At 46.9% G+C, this 15448-nt stretch carries 13 protein-coding genes; 5 read left to right on the top strand and 8 right to left on the bottom strand.

What is annotated here, in order from left to right:
- The 5 genes from NSQ20_RS29665 to NSQ20_RS29685 form a co-directional block, all read right to left on the bottom strand.
- Window positions 1-792 (bottom strand): ABC transporter permease, encoded by a 792-nt coding sequence (locus tag NSQ20_RS29665; protein ID WP_017691790.1) that lies wholly within the window; start codon window positions 790-792, stop codon window positions 1-3.
- 4 nt (window positions 793-796) lie between these two features.
- Window positions 797-1618, bottom strand: coding sequence for an ABC transporter permease (locus NSQ20_RS29670; protein WP_036612869.1), 822 nt, complete (start codon window positions 1616-1618; stop codon window positions 797-799).
- Window positions 1619-1820: 202 nt separating this feature from the next.
- Window positions 1821-2759, bottom strand: a complete 939-nt coding sequence (locus NSQ20_RS29675; RefSeq protein ID WP_340031356.1) for a nucleoside hydrolase — start codon at window positions 2757-2759, stop codon at window positions 1821-1823.
- A gap of 267 nt (window positions 2760-3026) precedes the next feature.
- Window positions 3027-4097: an ABC transporter substrate-binding protein gene (locus tag NSQ20_RS29680; RefSeq protein ID WP_338709011.1), complete on the bottom strand. Its 1071-nt coding sequence runs from the start codon at window positions 4095-4097 to the stop codon at window positions 3027-3029.
- A gap of 249 nt (window positions 4098-4346) precedes the next feature.
- Window positions 4347-4691 carry a Na-translocating system protein MpsC family protein gene (locus tag NSQ20_RS29685; protein WP_017691786.1) on the bottom strand — a complete coding sequence of 115 codons (345 nt, stop codon included), beginning with the start codon at window positions 4689-4691 and terminating at the stop codon, window positions 4347-4349.
- Window positions 4692-5066: 375 nt separating this feature from the next.
- Between NSQ20_RS29685 and NSQ20_RS29690 the strand changes: the two genes are divergently transcribed.
- The 3 genes from NSQ20_RS29690 to NSQ20_RS29700 all read left to right on the top strand — a co-directional run bounded on the left by NSQ20_RS29690 (window position 5067) and on the right by NSQ20_RS29700 (window position 9164).
- Window positions 5067-5981 (top strand): zinc ribbon domain-containing protein, encoded by a 915-nt coding sequence (locus NSQ20_RS29690; protein WP_076328685.1) that lies wholly within the window; start codon window positions 5067-5069, stop codon window positions 5979-5981.
- Between the two features lie 453 nt (window positions 5982-6434).
- Window positions 6435-7172 carry a DUF3105 domain-containing protein gene (locus NSQ20_RS29695; protein ID WP_340031358.1) on the top strand — a complete coding sequence of 246 codons (738 nt, stop codon included), beginning with the start codon at window positions 6435-6437 and terminating at the stop codon, window positions 7170-7172.
- 273 nt (window positions 7173-7445) lie between these two features.
- The gene (locus tag NSQ20_RS29700; RefSeq protein ID WP_340031360.1) at window positions 7446-9164 is read left to right on the top strand and encodes a methyl-accepting chemotaxis protein; all 1719 of its coding nucleotides are present in this window, start codon (window positions 7446-7448) and stop codon (window positions 9162-9164) included.
- Between the two features lie 144 nt (window positions 9165-9308).
- Here NSQ20_RS29700 and NSQ20_RS29705 read toward each other — a convergent pair whose 3' ends face one another.
- Window positions 9309-10262, bottom strand: a complete 954-nt coding sequence (locus tag NSQ20_RS29705) for a nucleoside hydrolase (protein WP_127548851.1) — start codon at window positions 10260-10262, stop codon at window positions 9309-9311.
- 269 nt (window positions 10263-10531) lie between these two features.
- Window positions 10532-12763, bottom strand: coding sequence for an MMPL family transporter (locus NSQ20_RS29710; protein ID WP_340031362.1), 2232 nt, complete (start codon window positions 12761-12763; stop codon window positions 10532-10534).
- Between the two features lie 178 nt (window positions 12764-12941).
- On the opposite strand from NSQ20_RS29710, the gene NSQ20_RS29715 reads away from it, so the two are divergent.
- On the top strand, window positions 12942-13568 hold the full coding sequence (locus NSQ20_RS29715) for a TetR/AcrR family transcriptional regulator (protein WP_340031364.1): 627 nt from the start codon (window positions 12942-12944) through the stop codon (window positions 13566-13568).
- Window positions 13569-13723: 155 nt separating this feature from the next.
- On the opposite strand, the gene NSQ20_RS29720 is transcribed toward NSQ20_RS29715, so the two are convergent.
- Complete coding sequence (locus tag NSQ20_RS29720) at window positions 13724-14521, bottom strand: hypothetical protein (RefSeq protein ID WP_340031366.1); 798 nt, start codon at window positions 14519-14521, stop codon at window positions 13724-13726.
- A gap of 329 nt (window positions 14522-14850) precedes the next feature.
- Here NSQ20_RS29720 and NSQ20_RS29725 point away from each other — a divergent pair, with 329 nt between their 5' ends.
- Window positions 14851-15441: a GNAT family protein gene (locus tag NSQ20_RS29725; protein ID WP_340031368.1), complete on the top strand. Its 591-nt coding sequence runs from the start codon at window positions 14851-14853 to the stop codon at window positions 15439-15441.
- Window positions 15442-15448 lie beyond the last annotated feature (7 nt).

Genomic DNA, 15448 nt, shown 5'->3' on the forward strand with positions numbered 1-15448 from the left:
TTAACGTTTAGTAAAGTATGAAAATCCGCCCATGATCCGTTCGATCACGAACATTAAGAGTCCGGTCAGTACCATCAACAGCACGGAAATCGCTGCAATCGTTGGGTCAAAATAATTCTCCACATACGTCAGCATCTGGATCGGTAATGTGCTTACCCCTGGTCCGGTCATGAACACCGAGATGTCCACGTTGTTGAAGGATTCCAGGAAAGCAATCAGCACGGCAGCGATAATTCCTGAGCGGATGTTGGGAAGCACGATCGTGAAGAACGTTCTTACCCGTCCCGCACCAAGACTCAGCGCAGCTTCTTCCACTGCAAAGTCAAAGCTCGACAGACTCGACGCGATAACCCGAATGATAAATGGAAGCATGATAATCGTATGACCGATCAACAGTCCGAGATACATCGGCAGATGGTAGATTACGATCAGGTATTTCATCAATGTAAAACCAAGCACGATTCCCGGGATCAGTACCGGGGACAGGAACAGTGCGTTCAGCACGGACTTGCCTTTGAAATCGTAACGACTAAGTGCATACGCAGCCGGAACTCCGAGCACCAGTGCCAACAAGTTTCCCAGTAAGGAAATGATGATGGACGTCTGGAATGTGCGGAGGAAACCGCCTGTGTTGAAAATATTCTCATACCAGCGGAAGGAGAACCCTTCCGGCGGAAATTTGAGTACCGTTCCCGGTTCAAACGAAGTGACCGATATGATCAGAAGCGGGCCCAGCAGAAAGATAAAGACCAGCAGACTGAACAGGCCCAGCCCGATATGTTTCTCCCGCATATGTCTACCCCTTCGGATTTAAAGTTTTGGCCATTTTGTTCATGACACCAACCACGACAAATGTAATCACAATCATAATCGCGGCAACAACCGAGGCCAGATACCAGTCGTTGAGGGTCATGGCGTTCTGATACAGGAACGTAGCAATTACACGTTGCTTGCCTCCAAGGAGGGCAGGTGTGGTATACGCCGTCAGGCTTCCGACAAAGACAAGCACGGCTCCGATCACAAGTCCTGGCACAGCCAGCGGGAACACGACCCGGCGGAATGCCGTAATGCGCGATGCACCCAGACTTTGTGCTGCTTTGAGCAGGTCACCGTCAATGTTCTCCAGCACGCCCACCAGAGAGATAATCATCAGTGGCAGGAACAGATGCGTCAGACCAATCATCATCGCTGCTGGTGTATACAGAATATCCAGCGGCTTGTCCACGATACCCAGACCAACAAGGGTGTTATTGATCAACCCTTTGCGTCCAAGAATGATCATCCAGCTAAACGAGCGCACGACCGGGCTCGTCAGCAGTGGGAAGATCGCCAGTGCCAGCAAAATACCTTTGCGGCGCGGCGCTTTCTGTGAAATATAATAAGCTGTCGGGAATCCGAGCACCACACAGACGATAGTGGTGACCACGCTGACTTGCAGCGTCGTAAGCAATATTTTCAAAAAGTATGGGTCTCTGAAAAAATGCATGTATCCTTCAAACGTGAAGGAGTTTTCTTGGAAAAACGTCGACCCGATCGTCAGGACAATCGGAATGATCATAAATGCCGCCAAAAACACGAATCCCGGCAGCAATAGCCAGTAGATTACTGATTTCTTCATCGCGATACTCCTGACTTGTAATTTAATTCGAGATTGATACTTGAGTACTCCGACTGCAGTACCGTCCTTCGATCCCTGTTATCCCCCGATTTTTTGATTCATTCTCATAGGTGAAATTCGGGGAATAAAGGGGAACGCTTCGCTTCTCCAGATCGGTTCTGCACTCTCCGCAATCGTATAAATATCTTATTGGGCAGAGCAACTACGCGTTTAATGCGTTGATAAACAGTTCAAGGAATGCTTCCGCATCTACAGTTTCGCAGACGAGGGTGTTGGGCTGCTCGCCCAAACGGTTTTGGAAGTCACATACCATCTGGCCATCGCACAGGCGGCTGGCGGTTTCGACATCGACATAATACGATTTACGTCCTACCAGTTCCGGGGCTAGGGCTACGCCCACGGCTAGTGGATCATGTAAAGCGCAAGCGCGGACGCCGTTCATTTGTTCGTAACGGTTGATGTAAATCTCCGTGCTTTGAGCAACGTATGCGCGCAGTGCAGGATCAGTGAGACGCTCAATCGTTGCTTCATTCAGCAATGTTTGACGCGTCACATCCAATCCGACTTGGGTAAGCTTCTCGATGCCTGCGTGCAGTACGATGCGTGCGGCCTCTGGATCAGCGTATGTGTTGTACTCGGCGGTTGGTGTAATGTTGCCATGTCCACGAACTACGCCACCCATGAAGATGACTTCCTTCAATAAAGAAGGTAATTCAGGACACTTCATCAGCGCGAGTGCCAAGTTCGTTAAGGGTGCGGTCATGATTAATGTCAGTTCGCCCGGATATTGCTTGGCTTGTGCCACGATAAAGTCTGGCGCAAAACCTTCCTCGGCTTTCTTAGACACGGCCGGATCAGGTAGCGCACCGCCCAATCCGTCCTGTCCATGTACCCGGTGTTCATAATGCGACTTGCGAGTGAGCGGCCCAGCTGCTCCGGCAATGACCGGAATTTCAGGTGCACCCGCGAGTTCAAGAATTTTACATGTATTCTCTGTTGCCTGCTGGAGTGATACGTTCCCACAGACTGTGGTGATGCCGAGAATGTCCAACTTCCGACTTTTGACGGCCAGCAAAATCGCCAGTGCATCGTCAATCCCCGTGTCCACGTCCAGAATGATGCGATTTTGCGCTTCACTCATCCGTTCTCAACTCCTATGCGGTGATATGGTTGCTTGCTGCAAATGATAAGTTGAACTAAAGAATATTTACACTTACCACTCCGATGACAGAATAACCTTCCGATCGCTGTTATCCCCAGATTTTTTTGAATCCCTTCTTCAAGGGGAAAATCCGGGGATAAAGGCGAACGCTTCGCTTCTTCACGTTATTTCTGCCCTCTCCGTTCTCGTGTAAAAAGTTTAGTTAAACTATATAGGATCAAAGATAACTATTTAGTCGGTTACTTTTTATTGTGCAATCTCACGGTTCCAGCGATCTGTCCAGCCTTTAACCTGTTGATTCACGAATTCCATATCCAGCTTGTTCAGCTTCTCCACAACTTCAGCGCCGTATGTTACGCCTTCTGCTTCTTCAGCAGTCAGTTCAACCTTTGTATTAACCGGGGAATCGACTTTAGCTTTGGCAGATTTTGCTTGTACATCCTGGCTAAGCTGCCAGTTGATGAACTCTTCAGCCAGCTCTTTGTTTTTGCTGCCCTTCACGACATTGATTGTGTTCATCACGGCATATGCACCTTCGCTAGGTGTAACAAACTTTGCATTAGGCACGGCTGCTTTCAGATCTTTGAAATACATTTCCATGATCGGTCCGCCCGCAATTTCTTCTTGGGAGAACATGTTCACGAACTCGGACGTTTGGCTATAGAATTTCACCACATTGCTGCTCAGTTTTTTCAGTTCAGCAAATGCCGCATCTTCATTAAACGTATCGTTTCCAGCTACACGGGAAGCTGCATCCACAACCATTGGGCCTGCTGTTGCCGTAATATTCGGGATGGTCAGGTTACCTTCGAACGCCGGGTCCCACAGGTCACTCCATGAAGTCACTTCTTTGGATACGAGATCCGGGTTATAAGCGATACCGAGCTGTCCAACCGTGTAGGCTGGGCCATAATCTTCACCAAGTGGTGCTTTGGCAATATCATAAATGTCATTTACATTTGGAATTTTGGAGCGGTCGATTTTCTCAAACAGACCTTCATCGATACCTTGTTGTGCATAGTAATCAGACAGGTAGATAACATCGACATTTGATGTTCCTTGACGAATTTTGTTCAGACGTTCAGCATTATTGCCGACTTCGAGCACGATGTCTACATTATGTTCTTTTTCGAATGGACCAAATACTTCTTCATTGAAGAAATCTTCAGAGAAGCCCCAAGTGGAGATAACCAATTTGTTCGCTGCGGTTCCCCCACTCCCTGATCCGCCTGTTGCATCATCCGTGCTGCTGCCACAACCTGCAAGTAATACCGATGTCATTGCCACTGCTGCCAAACCGCTAATCCACTTTTTCATCATGATCCTGATTCCCCCTGATATATGTGATGTGTATGAAAAAACAAAAAGAAAAGTGCTCTTGTATAAACAAGAACACTTTTCTTCGTAAACAAAGGAAAGCGACACCCGCTGCCGGTACATCATCGGTTTCTGCTTCAGAATCAATCCAAAGACAGACGCCATCATATGAAATTGTACGGAACCTGATCATGAATCCGGGCCATAACCTCTGTATACATCAACAAGAATCAATCCTGCCGATCCATCCTAGGCCTGTTCCAGAATCACATTTGTGATCGCCCACTGAGTGGACGCATCATAATCCCGTAATATAGCTTCAATTGGCAAACCCATGTGTTGCTCGAGCTTCTCCCGGAATTTCTTCTTATATAAGACAGACATGCGGAAGTCCACTTCCAGCTTTAAGCCGGGGGCCTCCCCTTCCAGGGCGTCAGAGCGCGGTGAACGTCGGTGCTTCGCGTAGAAGGTCACAATATTCTGGTCAATGGTCACTCTCAGGAGAGTGGTGCCAAATCCGAACAGTTCCTTCGAGATTTCGTTATAATACTGGCACATCTTCTTCTTGCTCTCATTGCTGTCCAGTAGTTCCATGAACTCACCCACATCTCTTACTACCGTACATTCGACGTGTTAACACGATTGATTATACATAAATATACGATCATAGGCAACCCAAAAGATATAGTTAACATGAGAATAACACATAAAAGCGAACGATGAGACATTAACAGCCAAAAACAATTCGTCTTAAACCACAGTGAATTTACATTAATATGCCTGCATGTCATTCCTATACTATTGTTGCTTCTATACTCCGTTTTCATACACAGGATTCGAGGCCTTTGTTTCAACTTTCCCTAAATGGGTACTAATTCCTGCGAAACATAGACAAACTTCGTCATTAACCGTTAAAATGAGACACAATGTTGACATGTTTTTATTTTCTAGAAATTGGAGGCTTATACCATGAAATGTCCAGTATGTAATCACGAAAATGGAGATGCCCATTTTTGCGAGAGGTGCGGCTCTAATCTAACGCAAACAACCTCATCACCAACTCCTGTACCGAACTCGGAATCTGCTGCTTCCGAACCCGAATATACCCGTTGGTCCAGCACGCAGGCTACCTCTTCCCAGGCATCCGTTCCATCCAACACACCATCCGTCTCCATTCACAAGGAACAGGCGAGAGAATCAACAGGTACCAATGACCATGCTTCTGCAGGAGACAATAGCTCCAATCAGTGGAATAATATTGTGCAGAATGAGAAAGTTCAGCAAGCCAAAGAAGTAAGCAAACAGTATCTATCCTATTTCCTCAGTGTATTGGCCCGTCCTTATCAGACGATGAAAACCGTTGGCGACCAGCATTCCCTAAACGGATGGCTAACGATGGCGCTAATTGCAGTTCTATCTTCTACATACTTCTTAATTACCTTTAGTCGCATAGGCATGGACGGCTTGTTCATTGGTGGATTTTTAAGACCGCTGTTGTTCACCGTCATTATCCTGATTGCCTCTATTGCACTGATGTACGCTATTCTGAAGATTGAAAAAATAACCTTCCGTCCCAAAACACTGGTTGCCCAGTTTGGTACATTGCTTGTTCCTGCTGTCGTATCCCTTGTTCTGGCGAATCTGTTTATTATCATCTCGTATTCCATCGCGATCTCATTGCTTGCTGTCTCGTATATCATTATCTTTGTTGCTCTGAATTCGGTGCTGTTCCAGTATCCACTGAATCGTACCAAAGCAGCCATCGACAGCATGTACAGTGTGCTGATCGCCAATGTGGTCGTGTTCTTTATTCTGTATCGATTGTTGGGTGAGATTATCATTGGGCTGATCCGCTTGATGCTTTCACCGTTTGGTCGTCTGTAAAATAATTCAGTTGGAATAAAGCTGTTTACACTCGTTACTTCGATGACAGAACAACCTTCCGATCGCTGTTATCTCCAGATTTTTTTATTCACTTTTACAAAGGTGAAAATCTGGAGATAAAGGCGAACGCTTCCGCTTCTTCAGGTTCTTTCTGTCCTCTACGTTTCGTGTAAATGGTTATTTCAATAAATATAAATCTTACTGACTCTTTGGATTTATATTAAGGCCTTCCTTGCTCATGCCGGGAAGGTCTTTTTTTGTTTTTCCAAGGCAGCATTGCACGGAGCATGTATCATACACTATAATGTGTAGTGCAACAGGTATGTTCTTATTTACGTAATAAACCAATCCAGAAACTCCTGTTACGTAATGTGAGGATTCTTCGTTGCCATCAACACTACATTATGTAGTGTATTAATCACTCATTTTACAAAGAAAGCAGAGGAACTCTCTATGGACATGACTCATATGCAAATGGAGCACGAGACAGGTACATCCTACCTGTGGCTCATCGTAGGTGTAATTGTATTGCTGTTCTCCATCGCCGCCTATATCTGGGCATCACGCACACAGGGCAAAATTCTGGGCCACATGAAAAAGAAAGAGCGGGCAGACATCCATAAAAAAAGTCGATCCCTTCGGCTGGCTGCACATGTAATGATGGCAGTGTCGATTATTACGTTTGGCCTGTTCTTCATGCAAGGGGCAGGTAAAACATATAATGTAGCTGATCTGGAGTCCAACGCGACAATCGACGTGACGGACGATAAATATTATGGGGCAGACCATACGGAGGACCCCATTCAGTATGAGATGACAATTCCAACATCGGGGCCGCATAATCCGCATGATATCAAGTTTGGATTTTACACCGACTTCCCGGGCTATAATTATCTGGTACACAATCTGGAGCACGGGGACATCATCATCTATTATCGTGAGAACGCCAGCGAGGATTTGAAGGAACATCTGAAATACCTCGCCAAATTCCGCGAAGCTGGAGCAGGTATTCTGGCTGTACCCAACAAGGATATTTCCGAAGGCAGTGAAGTCGTGGTGACCGCATGGACCAAAACGATGAAACTCGACCAATTCGACGATGCCAAGGTGGGTACTTTTATCAATAAATATATTAATCAGGGACCTGAAAAGATTCCTGCCTCTGTTCGCCAGGGCGGCGGAACGATGTAATGACGTAATCACCCAGTCATGTGAAGCCCCTCTATGTAGTGACAATGAGATGTGTTCCAATGATGAGCATGGTCAATATAGGATTGAAACAAAACCAGCTCCCGGATCAAATTGACTCGGGAGCTAATTCTTTATGGACCGGATGCCGATATTTCAAGTAGAAAACTGTATATTTGATATACAATACATACGAACCAAAGAAGAACGACAAGTACCAAGTAAAGGGACAAAAAGACGATTGATTTAACAGATCAAGGGGGAACACTTTTACCAATGAACAGTTTGTTTATGAGGATCTTTTTATTTTTTTCCTGTCTGATGCTGGCCGCGGGTGCGGTTCTTGGCATTACCATGTACCGTTCATCAGCCCAACTGGTCGAGCAATCCATGGGGATGCGGGCACAGGCTGTGGGTGAACGGGCAGCTGCATTAATTGACACCTCTCTGTATGCACCACTCAGTACCGGACAGGACGAGACAGCGTATTATGGCATATTGCGTGAGCAGCTTAGTCAGCTGCGCGAGGCCAATGGACTCAAGTATCTGTACACCCTTGGTACACGCGAAGAAAATGGAACAGATACATATTTCTACGTTGTGGACGGGGCTGCTGCCGATGTGGCAGAGGATGACTTCTCCCCTTACGGTTCCGCAGAAGAGACCCCTTATGAAGGAATGCTGCAAGCTTTTGAACAGAATGAGCCTATTCGGGGTGAACTCACACAGGATGAATATGGCGCTACCATTACAGCATATGTGCCGATCCATGGGGCTGACGGGAAAGTACTAGGATTGGTCGGTGCGGATCTTGATTCCACTGCGGTCTATGAACTGATGTCCCGCAACCGTATGACCATGATCTGGACAGCCTTGGCTATTGTTCTGCTGAGTGTCTTGCTGGTGTATGGATTCGCCCATTACTTGACCCGACCATTGGTGAAGTTGAAGAAGTTAATTACCCAGGTAGGAAAAGGCGATCTGACCGTCAACGTTGAACTTAGTCGCAAGGACGAGGTGGGACAGCTCGCTTCCGAGTTCAAACATCTGGTTACAGGTACCCGTGATGTCATGACGGGCATCCGTCAAAGCTCCGACTCTCTGCTACAAGCTGCAGAAGGAGTATCGAAACATTCACAGGCGACTGCTGAAGCCAGCCAGCGCATTGCCGAGCATACCAATCATACGGCCAGTGGAGCTGCTGAACAGGTGGCTCGTGCTGGCGAAGTTACGGTAGCCATGGAAGAGATCACACGCAGCATGCAGCATATTGCGAATTCTTCTTCTATGGTTGCGGATGTATCACAGGAAACGACCAATAACGCGGTGCAAGGTCAAGCCAACATCAACACGGCGATGGACAGTATGGACAAAATTCATCAGGCGAATGTGCAGATGGTAGCCTCCACCTCCCAGCTGGAGCAGTACTCAGGTAAAATTGAGTCGGTGGCACATCTGATGAAAGGTATCGCTTCACAGACCAATCTGCTCGCACTTAATGCAAGTATTGAAGCAGCTCGTGCAGGAGAGTATGGCAGCGGGTTTGCGGTGGTTGCCTCAGAGGTTCGCAAGCTTGCGGGGGAATCAGAGCAATCGTCCCAGCATGTAACCGAACTGATCGCCGAGATGACACGCCAGACTGCCCTGTTGTCAGAACATATGTCTGCCAGCACATCAGCAGTCCAATCCGGTCTCGCTGTTGTTCAGGAGGCAGGCCGTTCATTCACATCCATTCATACCGGGATTGAGACGATGAATGAACGTCTGCACGAAGTATCCGCAGCATCCGAGCAGCTGTCTGCCAGTGCAGAAGAAGTGTCCGCTTCCGTGGAGGATATGGAACATATCTCACGCGAATCCTCTTCAAGTATCCAGAAGGTATCGCACGCTACCGATAGCCAGCTGCAATCCATGGATGAGATGAGTGCATCCGCAGAATCTCTGCGGGTATTGTCCAGTGAGCTGAACGGATTGATTAGTCGATTTAAAATATAGCGGGTAGCTAGATTGCAGATCAGCCCAAAACAAAAAGCCGCACGGCAGGGACGGGATTATGGGGTTCAACCCCATATCCAGACCACTGCCTGCGGCTTTATTTTTGTTGTCCTTTAATGTTGGCAAGCCTTACAGTTGCCTGAATTAATAGCGCTGCGGAGCAGCTTTTTTACCCAAATCCGTCATGTACGTAAAGAACGCTTCCGGATCGGTATCATACACCAGTTGTACTGGACGTCCGTCTGCTTGCTCCACCGTGCGGCCTTGGCTAGGACCATCCGGGATGACAATACAGTTTACGGTTTTTTTCTTCACGATGTCCTCGCGTCCAACGGAAGCCGTTGTCAGCACATCCCACAGATAGTATGTGGAATTTGTCTCACTGTACACCAGTGGCGGACAACCTGCGTAACAGTTACCCAAGAAGTCAACGCCTTCGAAGCGACGCTCTGCTGCCCAGCGGTTACGAACGGCTGGAGTCAGAGGTACTTTGTTTGTGCTTTCCAGTGCAACCAGATCGATCTGGATACCACTCTGCCATACACGATAAGCCGCTTCCGGGTCCCAGAATACGTTCCACTCTGCTGTGCCATCATGCTCAGGTTCTTCTACGTTACCACGCTCAAATGTACCGCCCATCCATACCAGCTTGTCGATTTTCTCTTCAATGTCTGGTGCTTCGTCCAGTGCACGCGCAAGGTCTGTCAGTGGGCCTGTGAACAGGAGCAACGTTTTGCCTTCGGTATTGCGCACTTTCTCGATCAGATGCTGGTGTGCCGGAATGGCAGAGAGTGGTGCTTCCATTTTGCCGGACTCGTTCAGTACAGGAAGTGCATCTACATAGAAGGAATGAAGTCTCCACGCCGCAGGAAATGGATTTTTCCCTCTGGAGTTGGATTTGGATACCTCTACGGAATATGTACCGAAACGATCGATAATTTTACGGCTGGCATCTGTTGCTGGCTCCAGATATCCGTCTGCCGGAATAACCGATACGCCGGTTACATGTACATTGTCCATTTGCAGAAGCATGAACAGCGATACGAGGTCATCCACGCCGCCGTCATGGTTAAAATACACATTAAGTTGGTTCGTCATGCTTGCTTTCATCCTTCCCCTGGTTGTCCCATTGATGTTGATCATCCGTCTGCCCAAGGCTGACGCTCTCTCTATTATGTCCCATAACCCTTGGTTACGTAAACCTTCCCCATGCAAAGAAAACAAGGATCACGCCTCATCCTGCGGATATTTTACAGTTCCACCATTCCATCTCAGGAGGACAACTGGTAGAGGTCATCATCGTTCGGAAAATAAAGAAATGGACAGCAGGCTTGAAGCCCCGCCGTCCATCTCACCCATTCCATGCATTACATGGAATGGTTCTGTTTCTCTTCATTCTTCTCTGCAATCGGCACATACTTGCCTGGCCAGAAGGCCCATTTACCCAGCAATGCGGTGATCGCCGGTACCATGAACGGGCGAACCAGGAAGGTATCCAGCATCACACCAACGGCTGTGATTATACCAAACTGCACCAACACCTGAATTGGCAATGTAGCAAGTACCGCAAACGTTCCTGCCAAGATCAGACCTGCAGATGTAATAACAGAGCTTGTCTCGCCAACACCTTCTCTAATCGCTTGACGAAGCGGCATCGTTTTGCGTTTCTGCCAGATGCTAGAGATCATGAAGATGTTGTAGTCTTCACCCAGTGCCACGAGGAATACGAAGGAATACAGCGGAATCGCTCCCTGAATGGCATCTGCGCCAAGTCCGTAGTGAATGATGATCCAACCCAGACCCAGTGCAGAGAAATACGACAGAACAACCGTTGCAATCAGGTATGCTGTGGCTACGATTGAACGCAAGTACAACAGTAGTAACAATGTAATCATGCCGATGACCACCGGAATAATGATCTTGGCATCCCGTTCTCCGGTTACTTCAATGTCATACTGTTCAGCCGTCTGACCATCAATCCAGACTTGACTGTCCACATTAGCTACACCAGCATCTTGAAGCGCCTGTTCCGCAGTAGCCCGCAGATCTGGAATATGCTGCATTGCCTCCATGGAATATGGATTCAGATTAAATTCCACATCAAAGGCGGTAATGTTGGCATTCTCGGCACCCTGCTGAGCATCGCCTACTTTACTAATGTAATCCAGCGATTCGAGACGTTGCTTCAGATCAGTTTCTTTGCCTTCGGCATCAACGATCACTTTGACTGGAGCCAGCTCACCTTGGGAGAATTGTTCGCCGATGACGGTGAAACCTTCGCGGGAAGGCACATCCTCCGGGAAGGAAGACAACAGATCATACGTGAATTTAACCTGAGTAGAGAATGCCGCCAGTCCTCCCAGCAATACCAACGTAATTGCAAGAACGGTCCATGGCTTTGTTACTACAACACGGCCAATCCAGCTTTCCTTCACTTTGCGCGGGGCAGGAGCCGGTTTGCCTTTTTTCTTAGCACGCTCCACTTCCATCTCATGTGTACGTGGTACGAACGGGTAGAATGAACCCCGACCGAAGATCGCAAGAAGCGCTGGAACCAGTGTCAGACTTGCAATAAACATGATAAAGATGGACAGACTGAATGGTACGGCAAAGCGATGATATGCACCGTATTCAGCCAGCAGCAGTACCAGTAGTGCTGCAACGACCGTGAATCCACTCATAGCAATGGCGCCAGATGATCCGGTAATTGCCTGGAAAATGGCTTTCTTTTTGTCCGGCTCATGATAGAGAATCTGGCGGTATCTGGAGATCATGAACAGGCAGTAATCCGTTCCTGCTCCAAATAACAACACGGTCATGATCGAAATGGACTGTGCATCCACCGTAATCCAGCCTTGATCTGCCATGAATCCGAGTATGGGGCTTGTCACCATATACGCGAATCCAACCGCAATAATCGGGATAATTGCCAGTACAGGCGAGCGGTAGATCAACAGCAACAGTACTAATACCAGTACAACCGTAGCGATCAGCAAGGATACATCGGCGGAGGAGAATAGCCCGCTCGCATCAATGGATATCCCTACTGGCCCTGTCACACGGGCAATCAGTGTATTGGTATCATCTATGGCTACATCGAACGGATTTGCCCCGAAGATGTCTTGTGTTTTTTGCTCAAGTGCTTCAATAGCTTCCTTCAATTGTTCTGAATCGGCACCTTCATTGAAGAAAAGTGGCATAACCAAGGTACTTCCGTCTTCCGAAAGCTGGCCTTTCAATGCCTGTGGAGGTAATTGATAGAGTGGCACAACGGACTGTTGTTGTTCTACCGGATCTTGATCCAGTCGCTCCGTTAATGCCTGAATGTTCTGAATCTGTTCATCTGTCAGACCGCCGGCTTGACGCCATACGATCAGCGCGGGCAGTCCTTCACCACCAGGGAATTCCTTCTCGGCAAGTGCAGCTGCCTGAACCGATGGTTTGGATTCACTCAGATCCTGTGCGTTATTGGTTTCACGATCACCTACAGCAGGCCATACCATGCCAAGCACAACGGCGATAATGATCCATACCAACAGCGTAATCCATTTGCTTCGTTTGCCGGCAACCCAGCGGCCGTAACCCGAACCTTCCTGCATTGTCTCTTCATCTCCCTATTCTGTTTCTATGAAGCCCTAATATATGTGATGGTGTAGTAATGAACCACGGGTCATAGTATAATCGATTTAATTATATATACCGGAAGGTTAATTTTGCAATGCCTAATTTTGTGAACACGTCTAACAAGCAATTAAATACGTAAAGAGGTATGTACTTATGAGCAAAAAATCAAACATTCCCCGGTCACCGGGCAGACCCAAAACGGGTGTGGATCAAGCATCTGTGCAATCCAACATATTGATGACCGCGTCACGTCTATTTATGGAATACGGGTATGAACCCGTTTCTCTCCAGCAGATCGCTTCGTTATGTAATGTGACCAAAGCATCAATCTATTATCACTTCACCAGCAAAGCCGATCTGTTCACCGTTGCCATCACCCGCATGATGGCGATGGGCATGCAGCAGACTTCTCTTCGTCTGGATGAACCCGGTCCATTGCAAGAACGTCTGGTTAAGGTTGCCGAAGCGAAGATGCAGCACTCCCATATTGAAACGGAGACCATGATGCGAGAGGCCGAGAAACATCTGGACATGGAGCAACTCGCTCAGATTCGAGAAGCAGAGGTTCGCATATTCGAAGTACTAGCTACCCATTTTCAGAAGGAGATGGATAATGGTTATTTGCGGGTCGGGAACCCTATGCTGCTTGCCCATGCATTTACGTCACTGCTGATGCTCGCAAACCGCGAAGATGTACGCAACATGAATGGCGGCAGCATTGAGGAACTCGCGCAGGAACTGGTGGCGCTATTTCTGGATGGAGCGGTTAAGCGGAACTAAAATATATAGCTGTATCTCAAAAGCAGTTATGCCAAAAACCATCGGGCGATGCAATGAACACACCTACCGATGGTTTATTGGTTGAAATCTAATCATGATTATAGGACTCTGCTCCTGAAAGTTTTGAATTGATCCTGTAATTACTTACCTGTTACTTAATCGACAGTGATATAAATAGATATATTAGGGCCATCACTACTATTCTCCGTATAGAATTTACCTTCACCCGTTGGTCTTCCGTTTTTAAACATGCCCACATAGACTAACTTACCGTTTAAGTACCCTTTACCTTTGCCGGTAATAGCTCCATTTTTAGCCTGCCCATCATAGATGATTACACCATCTTCGTACAATTTAATTTTGCCAGAATACGTGGGTACTCCTTTATCAAATGCACCAACATAGGCAATTTCTCCATATTGATATGCTTTACCTTGTCCCTGTGGCAAACCATTCTTAAACGTACCCTGATAGAACATTTCACCATATTCTGTATACCACTTACCTTGACCATGAAACGAACCATTCAAAAAATCGCCCTTATATTTAACCGTTCCATTTATGTCGTACTCGGTACCTTTACCTGAGGGAAGCCACGTTTCCTTATCCACCTTACCAACATAATTAAACTTTCCATTTGGGTAATAGATCTTTCCCTGTCCATTAGAGATATCCGAGTACAGCTTCCCATCAGAGTTATACCTTTTTCCTTCATGAGGCCTCCCCGCTACAAACTTACCTTCAAAGCTCTTCTTCCCATTTGGAAAGTAGGATATTCCTTTACCATTAGGAACACCATTTTTGACTTCTCCTACATATCTGTGTTTTTCTCCAGAAAGAGTGATATAGATCTCTTTTTTCGCTGCTGAGACCTGTCCAGGTGAAGTAAACAGCGGTGTAACCAAAATTAAAAAAACAGTAAACCACTTCAAACAATTCTCTAACTTTCGCATTTCGTTAAATCCCCATTTCTATTCTTATAGAATCTATCGGCCTGCTAAGGTAAACTGATACGTCTCTTTAAGACTATGAATGTCTGGTTTACTACAACGCAGCTATGTATACAGTACAGCAAATCAAAATATGTAATTCGAGCAGAGTAATACGAATCTTCAAACTAGGTTTCTCTTCGACATAGCAAGCACGACAATACTTATATCGACCATTATTGCTACAAGCATGAGAAAATATGGTAAAGTGTTGTTAATTATCTATTTCCTGTTGATTAATACGATACATAACATGAATAACACTAGCCTTGAACTCATAGGAGGAAACAACAATGTCACCACCAAAACCATCCCCACGCATCCCTCGTCTGCTAGAAACGTCGCGCATATACCTGCGCCCTTTCGAGATTACAGATGTGGATACTTATTTCCCTGGACTGTTTGACGCCGAGATGCGCAGGCTGACGGGTACACAGAACAGTTTCACACGTGCTCAGGTTGAACGTTATGTTGAGAGCGCTGCACAAGATGACACCAGACTCATGCTACTTATTGCTTTACAGGAAAATGACCAGATCATCGGAGATGTCGTCCTGATGGACATGCATGCCAAGAATCGCAGTGCACATATCCGGGTTGCCATCGATCAGGCGGAGCATCAAGGAAAAGGTTACGGTAGCGAGGCGTTGCTACTTATGCTGGACTACGGCTTCGGCATCTGTAACTTGCATCGAATCGAGCTTGAGGTGTACGCCTTCAACGAGCGAGCAATTCGCACGTATGAGAAGCTTGGATTCCAGCGCGAGGGTGTGAAGCGGGATGTCTTGTTCTACAATCATCAATACCATGATGCCATTCAGATGAGCATGCTTGAGGATGAGTTCAGGCAACGTGATATGAGAGATCAGCCAGGGAATGTTTAAGTTTTCG

This window comes from Paenibacillus sp. FSL K6-1122 (assembly GCF_037977015.1).
GTDB lineage: Bacteria > Bacillota > Bacilli > Paenibacillales > Paenibacillaceae > Paenibacillus > Paenibacillus amylolyticus.

Bases quoted from the DNA above. Each gene is read 5' to 3' on its own strand.
- NSQ20_RS29695 (WP_340031358.1), top strand. From the start codon at position 6,435: ATGGACATGACTCATATGCAAATGGAGCACGAGACAGGTACATCCTAC.
- NSQ20_RS29700 (WP_340031360.1), top strand. From the start codon at position 7,446: ATGAACAGTTTGTTTATGAGGATCTTTTTATTTTTTTCCTGTCTGATG.
- NSQ20_RS29720 (WP_340031366.1), bottom strand. From the start codon at position 14,521: ATGCGAAAGTTAGAGAATTGTTTGAAGTGGTTTACTGTTTTTTTAATT.
- NSQ20_RS29715 (WP_340031364.1), top strand. From the start codon at position 12,942: ATGAGCAAAAAATCAAACATTCCCCGGTCACCGGGCAGACCCAAAACG.
- NSQ20_RS29685 (WP_017691786.1), bottom strand. From the start codon at position 4,691: ATGGAACTACTGGACAGCAATGAGAGCAAGAAGAAGATGTGCCAGTAT.
- NSQ20_RS29670 (WP_036612869.1), bottom strand. From the start codon at position 1,618: ATGAAGAAATCAGTAATCTACTGGCTATTGCTGCCGGGATTCGTGTTT.
- NSQ20_RS29665 (WP_017691790.1), bottom strand. From the start codon at position 792: ATGCGGGAGAAACATATCGGGCTGGGCCTGTTCAGTCTGCTGGTCTTT.
- NSQ20_RS29710 (WP_340031362.1), bottom strand. From the start codon at position 12,763: ATGCAGGAAGGTTCGGGTTACGGCCGCTGGGTTGCCGGCAAACGAAGC.
- NSQ20_RS29705 (WP_127548851.1), bottom strand. From the start codon at position 10,262: ATGACGAACCAACTTAATGTGTATTTTAACCATGACGGCGGCGTGGAT.
- NSQ20_RS29680 (WP_338709011.1), bottom strand. From the start codon at position 4,097: ATGAAAAAGTGGATTAGCGGTTTGGCAGCAGTGGCAATGACATCGGTA.
- NSQ20_RS29675 (WP_340031356.1), bottom strand. From the start codon at position 2,759: ATGAGTGAAGCGCAAAATCGCATCATTCTGGACGTGGACACGGGGATT.
- NSQ20_RS29690 (WP_076328685.1), top strand. From the start codon at position 5,067: ATGAAATGTCCAGTATGTAATCACGAAAATGGAGATGCCCATTTTTGC.
- NSQ20_RS29725 (WP_340031368.1), top strand. From the start codon at position 14,851: ATGTCACCACCAAAACCATCCCCACGCATCCCTCGTCTGCTAGAAACG.